The sequence below is a fragment of the Aeromonas sp. 602658 genome (assembly GCF_049173005.1).
GTDB lineage: Bacteria > Pseudomonadota > Gammaproteobacteria > Enterobacterales > Aeromonadaceae > Aeromonas > Aeromonas veronii_A.
Map to the genome: position 1 here is coordinate 1 of NZ_JAAKRF010000019.1, position 21,688 is coordinate 21,688.

General features: G+C 57.8%; 27 protein-coding genes. 9 read left to right on the forward strand and 18 right to left on the reverse strand.

The genetic code is table 11. The annotated features are described in order from the left end of the window. Positions 1 to 132 precede the first annotated feature (132 nt). Both G5253_RS13655 and G5253_RS13660 read right to left on the reverse strand, forming a co-directional pair. Positions 133 to 1,041: a pseudouridine-5'-phosphate glycosidase gene (locus G5253_RS13655; protein ID WP_421203522.1), complete on the reverse strand. Its 909-nt coding sequence runs from the start codon at positions 1,039 to 1,041 to the stop codon at positions 133 to 135. Beyond that, positions 1,035 to 2,126 carry a PfkB family carbohydrate kinase gene (locus G5253_RS13660; protein WP_421203524.1) on the reverse strand — a complete coding sequence of 364 codons (1,092 nt, stop codon included), beginning with the start codon at positions 2,124 to 2,126 and terminating at the stop codon, positions 1,035 to 1,037. Before G5253_RS13660 ends, G5253_RS13655 begins: the two co-directional genes overlap by 7 nt. 204 nt (positions 2,127 to 2,330) lie before the next feature. Here G5253_RS13660 and G5253_RS13665 point away from each other — a divergent pair, with 204 nt between their 5' ends. Next, positions 2,331 to 2,783 (forward strand): RNA methyltransferase, encoded by a 453-nt coding sequence (locus G5253_RS13665; RefSeq protein ID WP_100653003.1) that lies wholly within the window; start codon positions 2,331 to 2,333, stop codon positions 2,781 to 2,783. 18 nt (positions 2,784 to 2,801) lie between these two features. Here G5253_RS13665 and G5253_RS13670 read toward each other — a convergent pair whose 3' ends face one another. Further along, entirely contained in the window at positions 2,802 to 3,551 is a 750-nt protein-coding gene (locus G5253_RS13670) for a substrate-binding periplasmic protein (RefSeq protein WP_421203526.1), read from the reverse strand. A 193-nt stretch (positions 3,552 to 3,744) separates the two neighbouring features. Between G5253_RS13670 and G5253_RS13675 the strand changes: the two genes are divergently transcribed. Further along, on the forward strand, positions 3,745 to 4,176 hold the full coding sequence (locus tag G5253_RS13675) for a universal stress protein (protein WP_216952973.1): 432 nt from the start codon (positions 3,745 to 3,747) through the stop codon (positions 4,174 to 4,176). Between the two features lie 73 nt (positions 4,177 to 4,249). Here G5253_RS13675 and G5253_RS13680 read toward each other — a convergent pair whose 3' ends face one another. From G5253_RS13680 to crp, 4 genes are all read right to left on the reverse strand, one after another. After that, positions 4,250 to 4,879 (reverse strand): murein L,D-transpeptidase catalytic domain family protein, encoded by a 630-nt coding sequence (locus G5253_RS13680; protein ID WP_216952974.1) that lies wholly within the window; start codon positions 4,877 to 4,879, stop codon positions 4,250 to 4,252. A gap of 176 nt (positions 4,880 to 5,055) precedes the next feature. Beyond that, a complete protein-coding gene (locus G5253_RS13685) occupies positions 5,056 to 6,162 on the reverse strand; it encodes a porin (protein ID WP_216952975.1) in 1,107 nt (368 codons plus the stop codon). Positions 6,163 to 6,505: 343 nt separating this feature from the next. Further along, positions 6,506 to 7,306 (reverse strand): putative RNA methyltransferase, encoded by an 801-nt coding sequence (locus G5253_RS13690; RefSeq protein WP_421203528.1) that lies wholly within the window; start codon positions 7,304 to 7,306, stop codon positions 6,506 to 6,508. Between the two features lie 125 nt (positions 7,307 to 7,431). Further along, positions 7,432 to 8,070 carry a cAMP-activated global transcriptional regulator CRP gene (crp, locus tag G5253_RS13695; RefSeq protein ID WP_005335304.1) on the reverse strand — a complete coding sequence of 213 codons (639 nt, stop codon included), beginning with the start codon at positions 8,068 to 8,070 and terminating at the stop codon, positions 7,432 to 7,434. Positions 8,071 to 8,370: 300 nt separating this feature from the next. Between crp and G5253_RS13700 the strand changes: the two genes are divergently transcribed. Beyond that, entirely contained in the window at positions 8,371 to 8,775 is a 405-nt protein-coding gene (locus tag G5253_RS13700) for an OsmC family protein (RefSeq protein ID WP_216952977.1), read from the forward strand. 97 nt (positions 8,776 to 8,872) lie between these two features. After that, the gene (locus tag G5253_RS13705; RefSeq protein ID WP_216952978.1) at positions 8,873 to 9,169 is read left to right on the forward strand and encodes an MliC family protein; all 297 of its coding nucleotides are present in this window, start codon (positions 8,873 to 8,875) and stop codon (positions 9,167 to 9,169) included. A gap of 148 nt (positions 9,170 to 9,317) precedes the next feature. Here G5253_RS13705 and G5253_RS13710 read toward each other — a convergent pair whose 3' ends face one another. The 3 genes from G5253_RS13710 to G5253_RS13720 are packed head-to-tail and all read right to left on the reverse strand — an operon-like array spanning position 9,318 to position 11,013. Further along, positions 9,318 to 9,851, reverse strand: coding sequence for a DUF4136 domain-containing protein (locus G5253_RS13710; protein ID WP_216952979.1), 534 nt, complete (start codon positions 9,849 to 9,851; stop codon positions 9,318 to 9,320). 15 nt (positions 9,852 to 9,866) lie between these two features. Then, positions 9,867 to 10,736: a phosphoribulokinase gene (locus G5253_RS13715; RefSeq protein WP_157162054.1), complete on the reverse strand. Its 870-nt coding sequence runs from the start codon at positions 10,734 to 10,736 to the stop codon at positions 9,867 to 9,869. A gap of 52 nt (positions 10,737 to 10,788) precedes the next feature. Further along, positions 10,789 to 11,013 (reverse strand): YheU family protein, encoded by a 225-nt coding sequence (locus G5253_RS13720; protein WP_216952980.1) that lies wholly within the window; start codon positions 11,011 to 11,013, stop codon positions 10,789 to 10,791. 145 nt (positions 11,014 to 11,158) lie between these two features. On the opposite strand from G5253_RS13720, the gene G5253_RS13725 reads away from it, so the two are divergent. Continuing rightward, complete coding sequence (locus G5253_RS13725) at positions 11,159 to 12,262, forward strand: GGDEF domain-containing protein (protein ID WP_227342034.1); 1,104 nt, start codon at positions 11,159 to 11,161, stop codon at positions 12,260 to 12,262. Here the strand turns inward: G5253_RS13725 and G5253_RS13730 are convergent. From G5253_RS13730 to G5253_RS13740, 3 genes are all read right to left on the reverse strand, one after another. Further along, a complete protein-coding gene (locus tag G5253_RS13730) occupies positions 12,241 to 13,227 on the reverse strand; it encodes a hydrolase (protein ID WP_227342035.1) in 987 nt (328 codons plus the stop codon). The two genes, G5253_RS13725 and G5253_RS13730, sit on opposite strands and share 22 nt — an antisense overlap. Before the next feature lie 64 nt (positions 13,228 to 13,291). Continuing rightward, positions 13,292 to 14,191, reverse strand: a complete 900-nt coding sequence (locus tag G5253_RS13735) for a chemotaxis protein (RefSeq protein ID WP_227342036.1) — start codon at positions 14,189 to 14,191, stop codon at positions 13,292 to 13,294. A 153-nt stretch (positions 14,192 to 14,344) separates the two neighbouring features. Next, entirely contained in the window at positions 14,345 to 15,004 is a 660-nt protein-coding gene (locus G5253_RS13740; RefSeq protein WP_227342037.1) for a hypothetical protein, read from the reverse strand. Positions 15,005 to 15,043: 39 nt separating this feature from the next. On the opposite strand from G5253_RS13740, the gene G5253_RS13745 reads away from it, so the two are divergent. Then, positions 15,044 to 15,247, forward strand: coding sequence for a YheV family putative zinc ribbon protein (locus G5253_RS13745; RefSeq protein WP_005335287.1), 204 nt, complete (start codon positions 15,044 to 15,046; stop codon positions 15,245 to 15,247). Between the two features lie 143 nt (positions 15,248 to 15,390). Further along, positions 15,391 to 15,993 carry a peptidylprolyl isomerase gene (slyD, locus tag G5253_RS13750; protein ID WP_160881135.1) on the forward strand — a complete coding sequence of 201 codons (603 nt, stop codon included), beginning with the start codon at positions 15,391 to 15,393 and terminating at the stop codon, positions 15,991 to 15,993. Between the two features lie 102 nt (positions 15,994 to 16,095). On the opposite strand, the gene G5253_RS13755 is transcribed toward slyD, so the two are convergent. Together G5253_RS13755 and G5253_RS13760 are read right to left on the reverse strand one after the other, a co-directional pair. Next, the gene (locus G5253_RS13755; RefSeq protein ID WP_216952985.1) at positions 16,096 to 16,311 is read right to left on the reverse strand and encodes a SlyX family protein; all 216 of its coding nucleotides are present in this window, start codon (positions 16,309 to 16,311) and stop codon (positions 16,096 to 16,098) included. A 14-nt stretch (positions 16,312 to 16,325) separates the two neighbouring features. Then, entirely contained in the window at positions 16,326 to 17,294 is a 969-nt protein-coding gene (locus G5253_RS13760) for a hypothetical protein (protein ID WP_421203532.1), read from the reverse strand. 118 nt (positions 17,295 to 17,412) lie between these two features. Here G5253_RS13760 and fkpA point away from each other — a divergent pair, with 118 nt between their 5' ends. Further along, on the forward strand, positions 17,413 to 18,216 hold the full coding sequence (fkpA, locus tag G5253_RS13765) for an FKBP-type peptidyl-prolyl cis-trans isomerase (protein WP_005335283.1): 804 nt from the start codon (positions 17,413 to 17,415) through the stop codon (positions 18,214 to 18,216). A 151-nt stretch (positions 18,217 to 18,367) separates the two neighbouring features. Continuing rightward, positions 18,368 to 19,774: a sigma-54-dependent transcriptional regulator gene (locus tag G5253_RS13770; RefSeq protein ID WP_421203534.1), complete on the forward strand. Its 1,407-nt coding sequence runs from the start codon at positions 18,368 to 18,370 to the stop codon at positions 19,772 to 19,774. Positions 19,775 to 19,829: 55 nt separating this feature from the next. Here the strand turns inward: G5253_RS13770 and G5253_RS13775 are convergent, their stop codons facing one another. The 3 genes from G5253_RS13775 to G5253_RS13785 all read right to left on the reverse strand — a co-directional run bounded on the left by G5253_RS13775 (position 19,830) and on the right by G5253_RS13785 (position 21,636). Further along, positions 19,830 to 20,699, reverse strand: coding sequence for a hypothetical protein (locus G5253_RS13775; RefSeq protein ID WP_421203536.1), 870 nt, complete (start codon positions 20,697 to 20,699; stop codon positions 19,830 to 19,832). Positions 20,700 to 20,812: 113 nt separating this feature from the next. Then, entirely contained in the window at positions 20,813 to 21,148 is a 336-nt protein-coding gene (locus tag G5253_RS13780; protein WP_107684268.1) for a hypothetical protein, read from the reverse strand. A 143-nt stretch (positions 21,149 to 21,291) separates the two neighbouring features. After that, on the reverse strand, positions 21,292 to 21,636 hold the full coding sequence (locus G5253_RS13785; RefSeq protein ID WP_421203537.1) for a DUF2956 domain-containing protein: 345 nt from the start codon (positions 21,634 to 21,636) through the stop codon (positions 21,292 to 21,294). Positions 21,637 to 21,688: the final 52 nt, after the last annotated feature.

The following is a 21,688-nucleotide window of genomic DNA, read 5'->3' on the forward strand; positions in this document are numbered from 1 at the left end:
TCCGTTTCACACCTTGTCCCATCGGGTTCTCCATTTATTGGGGGGAAAGGTGTAAACCATATTCAGGACGGGACAAAAACAACAAAGAGGGCCGCGAGGCCCTCTTTTACATGGCGAGGTATCGGTGTGCAATTAAAGCGCGGCGGCGATGCGGGCGCCAAGCGCCGCGTTGTTCAGTACCAGCTGAATGTTGGCCGCCAGTGAGTTGCCGCCGGTCAGCTCGCAGACGCGGGCCAGCAGGAAGGGGGTTGACGCCTTGCCCTTGATCCCCTGCTCATCCGCTTCACGCAGTGCTTGGGCAATGGCTGCGTCGATATCAGCTTTCGGCATGGCGTGTGCGGTCGGGATGGGGTTGGCCACCACGGCGCCGCCCGCCAGTCCCAGCTCCCACTTGAGGCGCAGCGCCTCGGCGATGGCCGCCGGGGTATCGAGGCGATAATCGACCTTGAAGCCGCTCTCGCGGGTGTAGAAGGCGGGCAGCCCCTCGGTTTGATAGCCGATCACCGGCACGCCCTGAGTCTCCAGATACTCCAGGGTCAGGCCGATATCGAGGATCGACTTGGCACCGGCACAAACTACGGCCACCGGCGTTTGTGCCAGCTCCTGCAGATCGGCTGAGATATCGAAGGTCTCCTGCGCGCCGCGATGTACCCCGCCGATACCACCGGTGGCAAAGACCCGGATCCCCGCCATGGCGGCGATGATCATGGTGGAGGCGACCGTGGTAGCCCCCATCCCCTTGCGTGCCAGCACAAATGGAATATCGCGGCGGCTGCACTTGGTCACGCTGTGGCCTGCCCGGCCGAGCGCTTCCAGCGCACCGGCATCCAGACCCACCTTGAGGCGGCCGTCGAGAATAGCGATGGTCGCCGGAATGGCGCCGTTATCGCGCACCACCTGCTCCACCTGACGGGCCGTCTCCACGTTCTGCGGATAGGGCATGCCATGGGAGATGATGGTGGATTCGAGGGCGACCACCGGTTTGCCGACAGCCAGCGCGGCAGCGACTTCCGGTTGGATATCGAGGTAAGCGTTCAGCATGAGTACTCCTCCAGTATGCGGTCAACGGCGGTCTTGCTCAGACCGGAAAAAACGGTATCGGAACAATTGACGGTGAGGGCGGCACAGCCCAGGGCAAAGCGGGTGGTCTGGGCAATGTCGAGCTGTTGCAGCCAGGCGTGGGAGAGGCCAGCCATAAAGGCATCCCCGCCGCCGGTGACGTTGAGTACCGGACTGCCCAGCACCGGCAGGTGGCCCTGCTGCTCGCCATCGCTGTAGAAGATCCCCTGTTCACCCAGACTGAGGAACAGCCGCTTGACCCCGGCGCGGTGGAACCAGGCGGCCACCATGGGCCAGGTTTCGGGCCCGGCGATGGTCATGCCGCACAGCTGCTCGGCTTCGCTGCGATTGGGTTTGAGGGTGTGGATCTTGCCGAGCCAGGGGCGGATCTTCTCCACCTTGGCCACCGAAACGGTATCGACAAAGATGGCGTGATCACCTTGCCGTTCAAACAGCCAGTCGAGGGTGTGGATGGCCAGATTGGTATCGAGCACCCAGAGCCGGGCACCGCCGAGAAAGCCACCGAGTGGGGTCAGGCGGGCAGGAGTGAGCTGCTCTATGATGGCCATGTCGTTGATGGCGCAGCTCATTTCGCCGCTGCCATCATGCAGGCTGAGATAACAGGAGGTGGTGTGGCCATCGAGCACCAGAGTCTGGCGCACATCGACGCCGGCCCGCTGGCTTACCTCCAGCAGATGATGACCATACTGGTCGTTGCCGACTGCAGTCAGCAGCCGGGTATCACTGCCGAGCCGCGCCAGATTCTCGGCGATATTGCGGCCGACACCACCGGCCGAGGTGCGCACCTTGCCCGGGTTGGAGTCGCCGAGCAGCAGGTTGTCGTGGCTGGTGCCGCAAATATCCATATTGGCACCGCCGATCACCACTACGTAGGGGCCCTCTCGCAGTACATAACCTCTGCCTTGCACATATCCCTGCCGGATCAGGCTTGAGATGTGGCTGGCCAGCGCGGAGCGGCTGATGCCAAGGCGATCGGCCAGCTCCTGCTGGGCAATCATGGGATCCTGACGCAGCAGGGCGAGGATCTCTTGTTCACGCTCAGTCATAGACAAACATCCATTTACAAACGTTTGTCCATTATTGCTGGGAAACGTTTGTTGGCTATCTACTTGTACAAAATTTGTCGGCTTGCGCACAAAAAATCGACATTCAAAGCTGGGTTGGCAAGCGGTTTAGCCGGGGAGGGGACTTTTAACGGGTCGGTGGCCTTGCAACGGCTTATAATGGCCGCCGCAAGATGAGGAGAGATGATGGAAAAGAGTGCATTCTGCTGCGTGGGGCTGGTCAATCCCAAGTCTCCGGAAAATGTCGGCTCTGTGATGCGGGCTGCGGGTTGTTACGGGGTGGACGAGGTCTACTACACCGGCAACCGTTTCGAGCTGGCGCGCCGCTTTGCCACTGATACCAAGCAGATGGTGGAGAAGATCCCGCTGCTCGGGGTGGATGATCTGATGGCGTTTATCCCGCAGGGATGCGTGCCCGTGGTGGTCGATCTGATCGACGGCGCTACGCCACTCCCAGACTATGTTCATCCGGAGCGTGCCTTCTATATCTTCGGACCGGAGGATGGCACGCTCGATCCTGCCCTCTATGGCGCGGTGAAAGATGTGGTTTATGTGCCGACTCAAGGCTGCATGAATCTGGCTGCCTCGGTCAATGTGATCCTCTATGACCGCTTGGCCAAGGGAATGAGGGGAGAGTAATTAGCGCAACGTTATCATTCAGTCTGCAGGGCTGGCAGCCACTTTCTGTTCCAGTTCTTCGATAAAACCCTGATAGTAGTCATAGAGCTGATAGTGCTTATAGATCTCTGCCAGACCCCCGCTGCGGATCAACTCAACCATTCCCTTATCCCAGAGCTGTAACATCCGGTTGCCTTGCTGGGTAGCGGCAAAAATGGGATAGGTCGGGATCCAGCGCAGGAAGACGCGATGCAGCTCGGGAGGGATAGCCTCATCCACATAGAGCACGCCGGCAGTGAGGTAATAGCGATATCGCTCTTTACCAAGCAGTTGCAGAGCCAGCTCATCGCTGTCAATTTCATGCCACTGCATGGTGACCGCAATGTACTTGTCGAATGCCCATCCCCGCCGCCATATCACGGTTTGCCCTTCCAGACTTTTCTCCCCTTGCCACTGGGGTTGCCATTTCTTGAGCATGAACACGGTCAGGTCATCCGCTGATGCCGGATAGCGAGATTGCTGGACGCCGGAGACTTCATCGCGATATACCCCCATGGCGATATCTCCCCCTTTTTTTGCAATGACAGCGAGAGCGCGCTTATAGGGCACAATATGGGGGGTTACCTGATAGCCGTGAGGCTGGTAGATGGCTCGCACCAGATCCAGATAGAGGCCTTTGCCATCCTTTTGACAAAAACCGGGCCAATCATCGCAATAAACGTCAATAGACTCTGCCCGGCAATTCGCCGCAGTGAACAGACAATAGAGCAACAGACAGATGCGTAGCATGGTCAGAGCTGGCCTCGTTGGGGCAGAGGGAAAAACACTGATACCCTACTTTATACCATGGCATTGATGGCGACGGCGTACAGAAAAAATCCCTGATGTTCATTTTGCGACAGGGTCGAGAGTTATTTTCAATCTGATGGTTATGATGATCTCAAGATTCAATAGTACCCCAATCAGTAGAGGAGACTGCATTATGCCATCGATCAAAACTCTGCTTTGTCCTGTCGATTTTTCCCAAATGTCCCGTGCGGTACTCGACTATGCCGTCTTCATGGCGCAGAGCCATGAGGCCCAGCTCAAGCTGATCCATGTCGTAGACCAACTGCACGGCTTTGACAGTTACAAAATTCTTCATATGACAGCCGTTGAGATCACTCACGAAATGGAGCGTCAGGCCAGAGCCCAACTCAAAGAGCTGATTGCAACCCTGCCTATCCCGGCAACGTTTGATATTCGCTTTGGCAGGGCGGCGGATGAAATCATTATCCAGGCCAAGGAAGACGAGGTTGAACTGATCGTTATGGGGAGTCATGGCCGCTCCGGCATCAGCCATCTGCTGGTAGGCAGCGTTGCCGAATCCGTGGTGCGTCATGCTCCGTGCCCGGTCCTGGTGGTGCGCCAATAACTCGTCCCGTTTAGTGTGAGAGCGTGACAAACAAGGCCAGCGATTGCTGGCCTTGTATTTTATGGTGTCGTTGCTAGCCGTGGGCGTAGATGACACTGCCCCCTTTTATGGTATCTATGATGGCCCTGGCTTGTTCCTTTGGCAGGGCGGGGCAGCCCCAGCTGCGGCCCAGTTTGTCATATTTGCGGAGATGGTTTGGGCTGGCATAGGCGGCGCCATGCACCACGATGGCACGTTTGCGGGCATTGCAGTTTTTGCCGGGGCTGAGCCCATCCAGCCGCAGGGAGTAGCCATGCTTGCCCAAGTAGGTTTCTGCGGTACGATAGACACCGAGGGAGCTTTGTCGGGAGTTGAGCTGGTTGGAAAAGCGCTCTGCGGCCAGTTCACCAGAGTTGCGGCCATGACTGACCCAGGTGTGATAAAGCAGTTTGTGACGTTTCATGTCGATGACGAACAGCCTGCGCTGAGTCGAAGGCTTGCTGTAATCAATGATGGTCAGGATGGATTTTTGCTTGCTGCGTACGCTTTGATAGCTGACAAGGGCTTTTTGAAAGGTTTGTCTGTCGAGTTTGCCGGCCAGCCCAAGCTGCTGATAGAGGTTGCGCTCACTACTGGCGGCGCTATTCCCGCTCCAGCCGATGCTCACCAGCAACAGTAACACTGGCCACAGTGGCCCCCACCGTTTTCCGAGTAACTCTGTCATCCCTGCTCCCCTCTTTGCGCATCCTTGCTTGTCCAACGGGCTGAAATTACAGCTATCCGCTCGATAGTTATATGCAAGGTGCTGAAAACGCGCAATAAAAAACCGGCCGCAGAGCGGCCGGAAGAAATTCAAACAGTAGACATTGGTTTCACAGGGTATAACCGACAGTCAACCTTTTAGAAGTTGTACTGCAGGGCGACAGCAACAACGTCGTCGGTGTTCTTGCCCAGAGAGTTGGTGGACTTGCCATCAACAGAGTCAAGCAGGTTCAGCTTGTAGTCAACGTAGGCGTTGAAGTTCTCGGTAAAGTTGTACCAGGCACCGATGGATACGTACTCGGTGTAGGTGTCGTCAATGCCGTGGGCAGTATCTTTGACGTCAGTGCGCAGGTAAGCCAGAGAAGGCTTGAACTTGCCGATGGTGTACTGGGCAACGGCTTCGTAACCATCCATCTTCTCGGCGTAGCCGTTGTTGACGAACAGGTGGTTCTCACCGTGGGAATAGGTTGCCGCCAGATAGAGGTCGCCTGCAGCATATTTGGCACCGAAGCCCATCAGCTTGGCATCTTTCTCGCCGCCAAAGGCTGCGTAGCGGGCCTGTTCGGCAGTTTTGCCAGCCTGGTTGTATGCAGCGCCCAGGCTCAGACCCATATCGAAGTCATAGTTGGCAGAGAAGGCAAAGCCCTCTTTGGAACCAGTGCTGTTCCAGCTCTCACCGTTGTAGAGGTTACCGTTGAAGGACTCGGCAATGGCGCTGCGGCCAGCATTTTGCGGGTTATTGTTACCAGTGAACTGGGCACCCAGAGTCAGACCTTCGTAGTTGAAGATGTACTGAGCCAGACCGTTGGTACGGCCGGTACCGAATACTTCGGTATCTTTGCCCAGGCCATCACCACCCCATTCGGGCAGTACGTCGGTATAGTTGTTTACGGCCTTGGTGAACAGACCATCCTGACGGCCATAACTGAAGGCACCGAAGCGGTCGTGCTGGATGCCGGCATAGGCGTAACGCAGTTCATCGTTGTCAGAACCGGAGGTCGGCAGGTTGTATTCGGCAAAGCCGAATGCCTTCATCTCGGGAGCGATCTTGGTCTCGCCAGCAACGTGCAGACGGAAGTAGCTCTGATCTCCTTCGGCGCTGTTGTTGTCAGTGCCGTAGTAGGCACCCTGGGCACGGCCACCGATATCCAGCTTGGTGTCGTTCTGGTTGTAAACGGTAGCAGCGTGGGCGCCACTGGCCAGCAGCAAGCTGGAGATGGCCATAGTCAGTGCAGACTTTTTCATATCCTTATTTCCTCTGATGTAAACACTTCCGAACCTGTGGTCGGTTCTATGGAAATCGGAAAGGGTCCGATAGCCACACGGTAGGCGCTTGAACCTTGACTGGGCCTGAATCTGTCGTCGTTTAATTTGGTGCTGAAGGGCGCTGTTGATACTGGATATGACGTTTTTTGACAGGTTAAAAAGAGATTAAATTCAATGAATTATTCTCTATTGGCTGTTTTGACATTAAAACTGGCCTGACCAATAAGGTCGATGACTCAAGTTGTGAGGCGTATCACGAAGGGGGAGAAGAGTGGCGGGAGGAAAATGGGACAGGAGCACTTGCCGTGCTCCTGTCTGGCGGTCAGCTTGCTTTTTGCCACAGTGTCATCAGCAAATCCTGTTCCAGCTGTGCCGGGCCTTGCTGGATAAAGGCATGGCGCTGTTCGCCGTTGGCGCGCCAGCCGAGACGGCTTGTCTCCAGAATAAAGGCGCGCATGGTCTGATCCATAGAGATAGGGAACTGGCAGCGCTCCTGGCTTACCAGTCGGAGACCGGCAAGCGAGGGCCAGCTTAAAGGGTGTTCCATACTCACCGGATTGAGGCTGACCCGCAGTTGCCACTGATGACGCGGGCCTGGCTGCAGATAGAGCAGATAGCCACCGGGGGCCAGCCAGCTGACCAGCTGTTCGGTCTTGACCTTGAGAGCGTTGACCAGCAGCACCTGAGCAGAGCCCGGTTGCAACGGCGCGCGAGCGGGATCGGCAATGACAAACTGGCCGTCCGGCTGCGCTTTTTTGGCGGCAAAAATGGTGTTCTTGGCGATATCAACCCCAGCAAACTGCCAGCCGGGCAGGCGCTCTGCCAGCGCGCGGCAGTAGTAGCCTTCACCACATCCCAGATGAACCAGCTCTTGCGGGGCAAGGGGAGAGAGCAGGGCGGCCATGGCCTCGACCAGCGGCAGTTGGTTGCCGGCTTCCAGGAAATGGTGTTTGGCGCGCATCAGGGCGCGGCTGTCGCTGTCTTTGGGGTTTTTCTTGCCGGGGATGAGGTCCAGATAACCTTCCGGTGCCGGATCGAAGTGATGCTTGTTGTCGCAATAGCGCCCCTGGGAGGCTTCATGAAGATGGAGCGGACTGCGGCAGCGGGGACATTGAAGATGCATAGTAACTCTCTGGGCGAATGCCGGAACAGTGAAGGGCGTTCGGGATTATAGGGGAGAGGATCGAAAAAGGCTGCCGTAGCAGCCTTTTTTATCCCAAGGCCTCAGTTAGGCCTGTTGATGGGGCATCAGCGAGTACCAAATACCACAATAGTCTTGCCGTGAGCGGAGATGAGCTCCTGCTCTTCCAGCATCTTGAGGATGCGGCCCACGGTTTCACGGGAACAGCCGACGATCTGGCCGATCTCCTGACGGGTTATCTTGATCTGCATCCCATCCGGGTGGGTCATGGCATCTGGCTGCTTGGCCAGGTTGAGCAGAGTCTGGGCGATCCGGCCGGTCACATCCAGGAAGGCGAGGTTACCCACTTTCTGGCTGGTGTGCTGCAGGCGCTTGGCCATCTGGCCAGAGAGACGCATCAGAATGTCCGGGTTGACCTGGATCAGCTGGCGGAACTTCTTGTAAGAGATCTCGGCCACTTCGCAAGAGCCTTTGGCGCGAACCCAGGCGGAACGCTCGGGATTCTCGTTCTCCTCGAACATCCCCATCTCGCCCAGGAAGTCACCCTGGTTCAGATAGGAGAGGATCATCTCTTTGCCCTCATCGTCCTTGATCAAGACGGCCACAGTGCCCTTGACGATGTAGTAGAGGGTCTCCGCTTTTTCACCCGCATGGATCAGGGTGCTCTTCGCGGGATACTTATGAATGTGGCAGTGCGACAAGAACCATTCCAGGGTGGGATCGCTTTGCGGTTTGCCAATAACCATGAGAATTCCTCTGTAGTGTCTTTTTATGGACTTGTGCGTCCGGGCAAGCTGCCAATCTTGCCATTCCTTGTATTAGTCGCAGTAGGATAAGAGCCTTTGTCTGTGCTGACAAGGCTTTGCGCCCTTTTGCAAGAGCCCTTTGGGTAATGCCTGCTGCGCTGCTTCGGCCATTCTAGGGAAGATAGAGGTCGGAGATGTTGATTTTGATCTATTTCCATCCCAACTCCCCCTGTTCGGCAGAGATAAGCGACTGGGTTATGCTAGGGATCCATCATCACGATTAACAGGAGAGAGTGCGAGATGAAAGCCAAGGTCAGCTGGGTGGAAGGGATGAAGTTTGTGGGTGAGAGTGAATCCGGTCACAAGGTGATCCTGGATGGAGCCAACCCCGGTGAGGGGGCCAGCCCGATGGAGATGATCCTGCTGGCGGTCGGTGGCTGCAGCTCTATTGATGTGGTCTCCATCCTAGAAAAAGCGCGCCAGTCGGTGACCGCTTGTCATGTCGAGGTCAGTGGCGAACGGGTTGATAGCGTGCCCCGGGTTTTCGAGAAGATTAATCTGCACTTCGTGGTGACAGGCAAGGGATTGGCAGAGAAACAGGTGGCCAGAGCGGTCGATCTGTCGATGGAAAAATACTGTTCTGTTTCCCTGATGTTGGAAAAAGCGGTACAAATTACCCATAGTTATCAAATTGTTGAAGCTTGATAACTGACGATTGTTTCGTTGGTACCCTGGCATAAGGCCGTCACATGAGGCCTCTGCACAAGGCCATTACATAAGGCCATCACATAAGGAAAGTGCAATGAAAAAATTGATCGCTCTGCTTCCCCTGTTGGGTCTGGCGGCGTGCAGCAGCCCGCAACCTACCCAGTATCAATACAGCCAATACCAGTGTGGCGAAGAGATGCTGGCCATTACCTATGATGCCCAGGCTGACATGGTGCAGTTCCCCTATGCCGGGGTTTACCACAAACTGGCGCGTGTGGAGTCAGAGTCTGGCGCCAAATATTCTGACGGCCTGACCACCTTCTGGAATCAGGAGAAACAGGCGCTCCTCACCCAGAAAGGGGTTACGCTGCTGACCTGTACGCTCAAATAAGTGTCCACAGATATCTGAAGGCGTGCAGCTTCGTGTCCCAGTCTGGCCAAGACCAGACTGGGACAAAACTGTGAGACCACAAAAAACGGCTTGCCGGGAGGCAAGCCGTTTTTCTATCCATCCCTTTTCAATAAGCCAGCATTAACTGTTAATTGGTCGGGACGCTATGAAGCAGTTCGGCAGCGAGCTGCTGGCTGAGCGCCTGACGTTGGCTATCAGCAATGCTTACATCGCTGGTCAGCTGGATGATGCTGCTCCAGACTGCTTTCTGGGTTTTGCGATCGAGCAGCACTATGGCCAGCGAGCCTTTGCGCTGGTTGGCCGAGGCATAGACCCCGGGCGTCATGCCGAGGCGGGCGAAAATCTCGCCATCGCTCATATCCTTGCCGCCCGCGACGCCTATGGCGACCCACAGATCCGCCTCGTCGAGCGGCGCACTCTGCCACCCCTTGCCATTGAGCTCCCGGCTCACCGCCTGCTGCATCGGCTCCAGCCACCCTTCCGCCAGCTCACCGGCGAATTGATACTGCTCGGCCAGGGCGTAGCGCGGGGTTGCGCCATAGGTCCAGTTGCCAATCGGACGAACCAGCATGGTGCCGGACTCCAGCGTGGGGGCCGTCGGCCCGCTGCTGCAGCCGCCAAGCAGGGCGGCCAATACCACAGAGATAAACGCTAACCGCATTGTGAACTCCTTGGCTTAAGTGATCTTGCCGGTTTCAAGTAGTTGCTGGATGAGTGGCTTAAGGATCAACTCCATGGCAAACCCCATCTTGCCACCCGGCACGACGATGGTATTCATTCGTGACATGAATGAGCCGTCGATCATCGACAACAGATAGGGAAAATCGACCTGTTTTATGCCGCGAAACCGGATCACCAGCATACTCTCGTCCAGACTCGGGATCACCTTGGCACTGAAGGGATTGGAGGTGTCCACTGTCGGCACCCGTTGGAAGTTGATATGGGTGCGCGAGAACTGCGGGGTGATGAAGTTGATGTAATCATCCATGGAGCGGACTATGGAGTCGGTTACGGCCTCACGGGAGTGGCCGCGCTCCGAGGTATCGCGGATCAGCTTCTGGATCCACTCCAGGTTGACGATGGGCACCACGCCGATGAGAAAGTCCACGTGGCGGGCTACGTTGTGATCCTCAGTGACCACACCACCGTGCAGCCCTTCATAAAACAGCAGGTCAGTGTCGCTCGGCAGATGCTGCCAGGGGGTGAAGGTGCCGGGCATCTGGTTGAAGGGGACCGCCTCGTCAAAGCTGTGCAGATAGCGGCGATACTGGCCGGTGCCATCCTGGCCATAGCCCTGAAAAAAGCTCTCCAGCAAGCCGAAGTCATTGGCCTCGGGGCCAAAATAGCTGATGTGGCGTCCTTGTTCACGTGCCTTGCGGATTGCCACATCCATCTCGGGGCGGGTGTAGCGGTGAAAACTGTCACCTTCCACCACGGCTGCCTGATAACCCAATTGGTGGAACATGGATCGAAAGGCGATGGTGGAGGTAGAGGTACCGGCACCGGACGACCCGGTGACGGCGATAATGGGATGCTTGGCCGACATAGAATGCTCTCTTCCTTGGGAGTTTCGTTATACGGGCGTGAACCCGAGATGGTCAAGACGGCTCGTTGAAACGATCGCGTGGCACAATATTGACCGATTCATGCAACTCGCTATAGACGATCACGGCGATGCCTTGCTGTAATTGAGTCCTTACCATAGCGACTTTGGCTTCAAGCGAAACATCATGTTCGCCATATTCGGTGCCTTCTTGCAGCACAAACTGTTCGATCAGGTTGGTCAGGGTATCGGCATCCAACGCTTGCCAGGGGATTATCATGAAGGGATCTCGATGCAAAAGGGTATAACCGTCAGCTATTGTTGTGCGCAATAAAATGAGTGCAACCTCTTTTTACGCGTTTCGTGGAGTGTGAGACATGTTGTCTGAAGAGCAACGCCGGGCCCCCTCAACGATATCGGCTCACATGGATCTTGCTCGTCGCCAGGCCATCAGTCGCGGCATGGTCTGGTTCTGGTTGCTGAACTGGCTGGTTGTGCTGTTTCTGGCGATACGCTACCAGGTCTACAGCCAGGCAGGCCTGGCCAGTGACGGTACTCTGCCATGGCGCTTTCAGAGTGAGCTGGGCTTTGTCATGGTCGTGCTGCTGCTGCTGCCGGTTGCAGCCCTGCTCTGCAATCATCTGCAGGATCGAGTCTGGCTATGGTGCGCATTGGTCGTAATGCTGGTCTGGGGGGGCGTCTGGACGCTGCATATCTTCACCATTGGTGAAGTTGAGCTGCGAGGAGGGGCAAGTTATGCCAACGGGATCATGCGCCTCAATTTACTGGCTGCGCTGATCGCGTTTTATCCCGACCGACGCGTGTTGTATGCCTATCTCAGTGTACCGTTGCTATTTGGCGTTGCGCGTTTGTGGTGGCTGGAGGTGGATTTTCCGCAGCTTTATCTGCTTGAGGTGGTATGTACCATAATGGCGCTGGAGGTTGGTCGCCGGATGCTGCATCGCTGGTTTGAATTGGCCGTGATGCGTGAGCATGACAATCTGGCCCTGTTGCGGCGCCTCGATGCACTGGCCAAGCAGGATCCACTGACTGGTCTTGCCAATCGGCGCCACTTCAGTCAGGAGCTCGAACGCTGCAAAGCCCATAGTCAGTCGAGCGGCGCCCCGCTTGCCCTTATCCTCATCGATGTGGACTACTTCAAACGCTTTAACGATCACTATGGCCATCAGGCGGGGGATGTCTGCCTGCGGGAGGTGGCGCAGTTGATGATGCGTTCGGTGCGCAGTGAGGCGGATCTGGCCGCCCGTTATGGCGGCGAGGAGTTTGTGTTGCTACTGCCCGATGCCGACAGGCAGAGCGCCGCTGCGGTAGCGCGGCGGCTGCAGGATGGGCTGGCCGAATTGCAGCTTGAGCATCTGGCATCCGATGTTGCCAGTCGGGTGACCATCAGTCAGGGGATCGCGACACTGGAAGGCGGGGAGAGTGGTGAGCAGCTACTGGCGCGGGCCGACCAGGCCCTCTACATGGCCAAGGCTGGGGGTCGCAATCAGTTCTGCACCGCACCCTGAGTCTGTTCGGCAATCCAGTGACTGATCCGCTCATCCAACCAGAACTTTGGCCGCCAGGGGGTGCCGTGCAGAAAACCGACATGGCCGCCGCGCTGGCTCAGCTCATAGCGCACCGTGGGCGAGAGTTGATCCGGCCGGGGAATGACCGCGTGTGACATAAAGGGATCGTCGGCGGCGTGCAGGATAAGGGTCGGGATGGGGATTTGAGCCAGCAGCGGTAGTCCCGAGCAGCTCTGGTAGTAGTGGCTGGCACTGTGAAAGCCGTGCAGCGGAGCGGTGACCAGTTCGTCAAAATCGCGCAGGGTGGCAATCTGCTCCACTTGCCGGGGCTGCCAGCGTTCACTCGCTTTCTGCTGTTGGCTGATCTTGCTGAGCAAATTGCGGCGCATGGTACGCAGCAGATAGTTCTGATAGACCTTTGAGAAACCCTGATTGACCCGTTCGGCACAGCTGGCCAGTTGCAGCGGGGCTGAGACTACCACTGCCGCTTTCAATGCCGCAGGACAGGCCCGTGCCAGCAAGTTGACCAGCATATTGCCACCCAGTGAAAAGCCGATGGCGATCAGCGGTTTGCCCGGGAAGCGTTGGCTCAGCTCGGCAATCAGCTCCTGCGCATCACCGATGGCGCCGGAGTGATAGGCATGCAGGTGGCGATTGGGCTCGCCGCTGCAGCCACGAAAGTGCATCAGCACGGCCTCTCTGCCCTCTTGCTGCAGATGGGTGAATAATCCCTTGGCATAGTGGGAGTGAATGCTCCCCTCCAGCCCGTGAAAGACCACCACCAGTGGTCGCGAATCTGTCGTGATCTCGCCGCTCCAGGCGAGATCGACAAAATCCCCGTCAGTCAGTTCGAAGCGCTCGGCCACAAATCGGGCCGGAGTCCGGCGCAGCCATTTGGGCAATATGGTCTGCAGATGAGGATTGCGGGCCCACCAGGGGGCGTGGAAGTGGCTTTCGGTCAGCATGGCGTCGTCGGTCTGGGTCGAAGATAGAGGGGCGAGAGGTGTTCAGCTCCCGCCAGTCATTGGCTTATTTCAGCAGGCGATCGTGATGTTCGGCACCGCGCAACATGGCCTGGATCAGCTCGTTGGCCTCGAACTTGGTCAGCGCCTCATGGGCGCCCACCTGATGGGCCCGCTCCACACTGATCTCGCTGGAGAGGGAGGTGTGCAGGATGATGTAGGCCCCCGCCAGTTTGCTGTCGCTCTGTACCTCGAAGGCCAGCTCGTAGCCATCGAGCCCAGGCATCTCGATATCGCTCACCAGAATATCGATGGGGGTCTGCTGGCTGGCACGTTGTTGCATCAGGGTCAGTGCGTCCTTGCCATTGGTACAGACCTCATAAGGGATATTGATGTAATCGAGGGCTGCCATCAGCTGGCGACGGGCGACCGAGGAGTCATCAACCAGCAGGATCCGCATCGGCTTGATCCGCTCCCGCTGCACATCGGTCAGCACCGGATAGAGGTGGCTCGGATCGTCCGGATAGACCCGGGAGAGGATCAGCTCCACATCCAGCAGCTGGATCAGCTGGTCATTGACCCGGGTGACACCAGTCACAAACACATTGTGGCCGAGGGCGGCGGGAGGTGACTCGATATCGCGCCAGTTGCACTCGGTGATCTTGTCGATGCCTCGCACCAGAAAGCCCACCAGGGTGCGGCGGCAATCGGTGATGATGATGAAGCAGTGGGGCATCTCCTCCTTGCTGATGGGGCGATAACCCACCGCCATCGCCATGTCGATCACCGGAATAGTGGCGCCGCGCATATTGGCGGCCCCCAGCACGGTCGGATGCGAGTGCGGCATGGCGGTCAGCTGGGTGTAAGGGACTATCTCCTTTACCTTGAGGGTGCCTATGGCAAAGGATTGCTGGGCTGAAAGGTGAAACAGCAACATGCCCTGGGATTGATTGGCTTTGCTCGTCATGGCAGATGTCCTGTTGGTCGAAAGGTTGGCAGTCACTTCAGGCCTTTAGCATAAAGGATTACGGGGGGGATGGCCCTTCCTTGTTAACGACCATCTGGCAAAAAACTGGACTCGTTCAGCCAATTTAGTTGGCGCATTCATACCTGTGTCCGGTTATTGAGCTCCATCTTCGCCAACACCCCACAGCTGGCAGGTCGCTTGCAATGTGGCCTCATCGGCATAACCCAGCTTGCTGGCCACCTGCGCGGGTTTGCTGCCGCCCTTGAGCAATCTGAGCGCCTGCAGCAGTTGCCACTGTTGTTGCAATTCACTCCCTTCCACCGGCACATCGGCTTGTTGTGCCCACAGTTGCAGAGACTCCGGCTGGCCATTGGCCAGCGCTTGCCAACAGGCTTGCAGCTTACCGTAACCCTGCTGGCTGATGGCGCACTGTTGCAGCTCATCCAGGATCACCTGCAGTCGCTGACCGTAGGCCCCTTGCCACTCTTTCGGACGTTGCCACCGGGCCAGAGAGTCGAGCAGGGCATCGAGCAGCGGAGTGGCTTGTAGCCAGCCTGCCTGCTGCGGCTGAGCCACGCGCAAAGAGACGCTCAGCTGATCGTACTCGCAACCGCTGAGGGGGCTGAAGGCCGCAAGGGCATCGGCGCAGAGCCAGAAGCTGCTGCCTGCCGGCAGCAACAGCTCATGTTGGCCCAGTCTCAGCAGCGCGGCGCCCCGGGTGATCCGCAACAGCTGCCCGACCGGAGTTCGTTTGCGGTTGCCGGCGTGCAGGCCCTGGCAGGAAAAATGGTGATACTCGATGGCGTGATGCATGTAAAAACCCTGATATGATGCTGCCTGGAGGTAACAAATATGGAAACCAGACGTAAAAAACGCTTCATTGCCGGTGCAGTCTGCCCGGCGTGCGGCAAGTTGGACAACATGATGCTGTATCTGGAGCATGGAGTCGAGAAGGTGACCTGCGTCGCCTGTGGCGATACCCAGGTACAAACGCCTGCCGAGGTCGACAAGCAGACTCGCGAGGCGGAAGAGGTGATCGGGGTGTTTCGCCCCTGATGTGGCAACGGCGGGTGGAGTGCGGGTCTCCTCGCTGACGCTGTTGCCGTTTTTTTCGTCACTCCGTGGCGCCGCACGGCATATGCGCGGCCCGCTTTTTAGGGTATTCTGAGCCCGTTTTTTTCTATCCGCAGGATCCTGACATGAAAGTAGCTCCTCTGAGCGTGGTTACGCTGGAATACACAGTCACCGACGAGCACGGTGAAGTCATCGACAGCACTGTCGGCAAAGAGCCGCTGGTCTATCTGCACGGCACCCGTTACCTGGTCTCTGGCCTGGAAGCCGAGCTGGAAGGTCGCGCGGTAGGTGAAGCCTTCGAAGTGACTCTGGCACCGAGCCAGGCCTACGGCGAATATGACGAGACACTGGTACAAGAAGTACCGGGCGAGCTGTTCGACGGCATGGAAGTCTCCGAAGGGGATACTTTTGTGGCTGAAACCGACGATGGTCACCGTCCGGTGACCGTGGTTGAAGTGTCCGAAGAGTTCGTCAAAGTGGATGGCAACCATCCGCTGGCAGGCGTAACCCTGGGCTTCAAGGTCGAGATCAAGGACGTGCGTGCCGCCACTGCCGAAGAGCTGGCCCACGGCCACGTTCACGGTGCCGGTGGTTGCGGTCACGATCACGGTCATGACCACGATCACGGCGGCTGCTGTGGTGGTCATGGTCACGACCACGATGAGGATCACGGCCACGGCGGCTGCTGCGGTGGCGGCGGTTGTGGTGGCAAGGGCCATCACCACTGATCACGGCCATGCCGATGATAAAAAAACCCGCGTGAACGCGGGTTTTTTTTATTGGCTGACAGCTATGCCAAGCCATGTTGCCTGACCAGAGATGGCACCGGATCAGTAGTGCGGCGGCGGGGTCTCTTCGGCCATGCTGGCAATCTGGCTGGGCTGTACGCTTTGCAGTTTGTCGATCAGCAGCTGGATCTGGTATTTGAGTCGATCGATTTCACGGCCCTGGGTGGTTACCTCGTCGTTGAGCTGCTCTATGGTGTACTCCGCATAGGCGAGACGGGTTTCCAGGGTTTCGATGCGATCGTTAAGTTGCTGACTCATGGGCCTTCGGGTCCTTACTTGATTGTCCAGATTTCGGCCAGACCACTGGAGCTGGCACTGACAAGGTGGCTATTGTCGCGCAAAGCGACGCCGTAGACTACTGCGCTGGGCGGTTTCACCTTGGGTTGCGGCGAGACGCGCCAGCTCTGCAGCAGGGCACCATCGCTCACTTGCCACAGGGAGAGCTGACGGGAAGGGGCGCCGGTGATGAGCCACTTGCCATCGTTGGCAAAGCGGGCGCTGGTGTAGACCTCGAAGCGGTGATCATATTGCAGTTGACTCACCTCCTTGCCGGTTTTCAGATCCCAGATGCTGGCCCGGCTGCTGTCGGCGGTGAAAGCGTAGCGGCCGCTCGGCTCCAGTCTGGCCATGATCACCCGGCCACCATGGTTGAACCGCCAGATCACCTGCCCGCTACGGGTATCCCACAGATAGGCGCTGTAGTCGTTGCCGCCGGTCAGGGCGTAGCGACCGTTGGCGGAGAGATCCACCGTATTGACCTGTTCGGTGTGCCCCAGAAACTGCAGGCGACGGCCGCTTCGGGTGTCGAGCCACTCGGCCTTGCCATCTTCCCGCCCGATCAGCACATAACGACCGTCGGCAGAGAGCGCGATGTCCCTCAGCCTGGATTCAGGAAGTGAGTAGTAGCCTTGTGACTGCCCGTCCTGAAGCCGCCAGGTGGCAAAGGTGGTCGCCGTGGCGGTAACGGCGAAACCATCTCCTTGGGCAAAACGGACGATGGAGACTAGATCATCCGGTGAATCGGACTGTTTCCAGCGCCAGCGCTGGCGGTTTTGTGCCAAGTCCCAGACGATGATGCCCTGACCGATGCTGGAGACGATGGCCTGCTGGCCATCACTGGAGAGGTCTGCGGTTAGCAGACTGGTGCTGGCGAGGGGCATTTGCTGGTTGGGTTGGGAGCTCTGCTCGCAACCGGTGAGCATTAAACAGAGGCTCACCAGATAAATGGCACTTTTTATCATTTTTGCGGTCTCACGCTTTTGTTACCTGCGATCACGGCGTTAGTATAAGGCGCTTATCACGATAAACCTCTCATTTCACGATGGAACCGAGAGCGGTATTTGGAGTTTGGAGAAACTGATGAACAAATTTCTGAAGGTGTCCCTGTTGGCGGCGGCCGTTGCCGTCGGTCTGACTGCTTGCCAAAAAGACGAGAAGCCTGCTGCGGCCAATACCGCCGAAGTGAAGGCAGAAGCCAGCAAGCCGGCAGAGGCGACCAAGGCCGAAGCCAAGAGCTTTGAAGAGCAATCTGGCTACGCAATTGGCCTCTCCATGGGTCGTTACATCGCCAATACCCTGGAGCGTCAGCAGGAACTGGGCATCAAACTGGACAACGCCGTGATCCTGAAAGGGGTGACTGACGGTCTGGGCAAAGAAGCCAAGATGACTGATGAAGAGATCCAGAAGGTACTGCAGGATTACGACGCCAAGATCAACGAGTTGACCAAGGCCAAGGCCGAGAAAGACGCCGTTGAGAATCTGAAGAAGGGCGAAGAGTTCCTGGCTGCCAACGCCAAGAAAGAGGGTGTGAAGAGCACTGAATCCGGCCTGCAGTACGTGGTCGAGAAGATGGGCACTGGCGCCAAGCCGAAATCTACCGACATCGTCAAGGTTCACTACACCGGTACCCTGACCGACGGCACCAAGTTCGACAGCTCCGTCGATCGCGGCGAGCCGGCTACCTTCCCGCTCAACCAGGTTATCCCGGGTTGGACCGAAGGCGTTCAGCTGATGCCGGTTGGCTCCAAGTTCAAGTTCTTCCTGCCGTCCAAGCTGGCCTATGGCGAGCACGGTGCAGGCTCCATTCCGGCGAACGCCGTGTTGGTGTTTGACGTTGAGCTGCTGGCTATCGAGAAGCCGACTGCAGACGATGCCAAGAAGTAATCCCTTCTTGTAGTTAAAAACGGCTCCTTAAGGAGCCGTTTTTACTTGTGTATTCCCTGCAATCGCGGGATAACAGAGCTGTCTTGGCGTTGGGTTTGCGCGCGAAAATAAGGCAAAATAGATCGCAGAATCAAATACAAGGATGAGTCCAGTGGCTGAAAATAAATCGCGTGTCCTGCTGGTGGAAGATACCCGTAGTCTGGCGGTGGTCTATGAACAGTACCTGCGCCAGGAGGGGTATGAGGTGGTGCTGGCCGACTGTGGTCAGCAAGCGTTGGCGCAGTTGTTGGCAAGTCCTCCCCCCGTGGTGCTGCTGGATCTGGAGCTGCCGGATATGTCCGGTATGGATATTCTGCAAATGATCACCGAACAGCAACTGCCCTGCTCGGTGGTGGTGATCACCGCCCACGGCTCGGTGGATGTGGCGGTGGAGGCGATGCGCCTCGGTGCCTTCGATTTTCTGACCAAGCCGTTTGACAGCAAGCGGCTCTGCGCCACTGTTCGCAATGCCTTGAAACACCAGCAGTTGAGCTCGCTGGTTGCCCACTATCGGGAAAACTTCGAGCGTAGCTCCTTCTTCGGTTTTATCGGCGCCTCCATGTCGATGCAGGCGGTCTATCGCATCATCGAAAGCGCGGCGCCCAGCAAGGCGACCGTCTTTATCACTGGCGAGAGCGGCACCGGCAAAGAGGTGTGTGCCGAGGCGATTCACCAGTGCAGTCCCCGCAGCGAACAGCCCTTTATTGCCCTCAACTGCGCCGCCATTCCCCATGATTTGATGGAGAGCGAGATCTTCGGTCATGTGAAGGGCTCTTTTACCGGTGCGCAGGGGGATCGCAAGGGGGCGGCCAGTCTGGCCGATGGCGGTACCCTGTTTCTCGACGAGATCTGCGAGATGGACCTGGATCTGCAGAGCAAGCTGCTGCGCTTTATCCAGACCGGCACAGTGCAGCGGGTCGGTAGCGGCAAGCTCGAGACGGTGGATGTGCGCTTTATCTGCGCCACCAACAGGGATCCGCTGGTAGAGGTAAAAGCGGGCCGTTTTCGCGAGGATCTCTACTATCGGCTCCACGTCATTCCCCTCACCCTGCCGCCGCTGCGGGAGCGGGGCGAGGATATCCTGCTGCTGGCGCGTACCCTGTTGCAGAGCTACGCCAAGGAGGAGAACAAACGCTTCAAGGATTTCGATGTTGAGGCGGCGCGAGTGCTGCTTGACTACCCCTGGCCTGGCAACGTACGCGAGTTGCAAAACGTGGTACGCAATATCGTGGTGCTCAATGACAAGGAGCTGGTGAGCCCGGATATTCTGCCGCCACCGCTCAATGGGGTTCGTCCCCAGCTACCGACTGCGATTGCGGCAGCGGTGGCATCGGTTCCGGCAGCCACCGGGGTGGCCAACGGGCCAATTCGTCCGCTCTGGCTGGTGGAGAAAGAGGTGATCGAACAGGCCATCGCCAGCTGTGACGGCAACATTCCCAAGGCGGCGGCACTGCTCGAGATCAGCCCCTCCACCATTTACCGTAAAAAGCAGGGGTGGGAGGGGTCCAATCGGGCCTGAACCATCTTGCCAGCAGAAAGGGCGGCTAGCGTGCCGCCCTTTCTATTTTGGGGGATCAGAGTTTGGCGAGGCGCTTGAGGCGGGCCAGTCGCTCCCCCTCGTTGGCGCTGAACCAGCGGTCCTGTGACAGCAGAAACCAGGCGCGGGAGAAGTATTCCGCGGCCAGCGGATCGTCCAGCACCAAGGCATTCTCCCCCAGCTCCTCGAACAGATAACCATCCTCAGGTTCGCCAGCCTCGGCCATATCGGCCTTGAGCTGGTGCAGCTCTGCCAGCGCCTGCTGGTGCTGACCCTGGGCCCGAGTCAGGCGAGCCAGACTCCAGCGAGCGATAAACGCCTTGGCCGGCTGGTTATGTTGCAGATGCCAGGCCAGACACTTCTGCTGCTGGATTTTCGCCTCCTCAAAGCGACCCAGTTCGAACAGAGTCCAGCCCTGATTGTTGTAAAGGGGGGCCAGCCAGCCACGCACCTTCTCGTCACTGCTGCGCTCCGCCAGCTCCATCGCCAGTTGATGCCAGCGGCTCTGCTCTTCCAGCGGTGCAGCGATGGCGATCATGTGAGCGGCGTCGATGGCGAGATAGGTCTCCTTCTCCTTGAGTCCCCACTGCCAGGCTTGTTCAAACAGCGGTTTGGCACTGGCTTTGTCGCCCGCCGAGTTAAAGGTGCGGCCTCGTTCCAGCAGGGCCCTGATCCGCGCTCTGGGGGTTTTATCGGTGAGGCGAGGCGCTATCTCGTCGAGCAGTTGGTGGGCTTCGGCAAACTGGCGCTGCAGCGAATGGGTGCGGGCAATTTGGGTCAGCAACTCCAGTTCGAGTTGCAGGTCGGCAGCGGCGCGCGCTTCGGGAAGAAGGGTATGAAAACGCAGGGCGCTGGCGGCGGGATCCTGATAATCCCACAGCGCCATGAAATCGGGCGGATTGTCCATTTGGCCTCCTTGCTGGTTATCCTGTCATCAAGATGCCTGCAGGCCATTGTTTGTACAAGGGGCGCACGTCACAGAGCGCCCCTTGAGTCATGTTAACGGCTGTGGCCAGTTGCTCAATAGACCATGGCCAGGCTCATCAGCATCAGACCGAGGGCGGCAAAGGCCCCCTCCTTGATGGCGAGCCGTGGCACCAGCGCCTTGGGCAGGGCCGGAAACAGGCTCAGGGCAAAGCCAAGCCCCGGCATCAACCAGTGGAATGCCGGATCGCGCAGGGCGGGATTGGCGGCTCCATTGATGATGATCAGCAAAATGAACAGGGTGAAGGCGGGGAGGATAAACCAGCGTACCCCACCGGCGGCGACCGCCCGCAGCGGCGAAATGCGATAGAGCAGCATGGTCACAAGGAACAGAACAAAAGGGGCCAGCAGATAGAGCGGAGCGGGGTTCATAACATCTTTCCTGAAAACTGATCGTCAAAAAACCGGTTGTCCGGTGCAAGAGGCGCGGGATTTAACCACTCTTCGCAGGTAATCACCAGCAGCCCGGGCCCGGGCTGTGAAGAGGATCCCGGATAAAGGTTTGCTCGCGCGTCTTAGTGCAACCAGAACCAGGCTGCAGCAAATCCCAGCCAGCTCAGCACCAGCAAGATCCAGGGCAGGGGATGCTGATGGCTTACTTCAACCAGCTCCAGCTGAGCGTCTTGCTCTTCGGGTTGTGGCGCGCCCTGTGGTTGCCTGGCTTTGGCCTGCAATTTTTTCTGGCGGCTCGCTTCGCGGGCCCGCGCCTTCATCTGTTTCTTGTATTCGTCGATGCCTTTCTGGATCCCTTGCGCGATAAGCTGGGTCTGTTCCTTGCTCTGCCCCGGCTTCTGGTTGGCACGGGCAATTTTCATCGCCTCCTGCTGGGTCTCGGGGGAAATCTTGTCGTACTTGGCCATCAAATCATCTCCTCGGGCATGGCTGGCTGGGGAGTATGCCATAAAGGCGCGT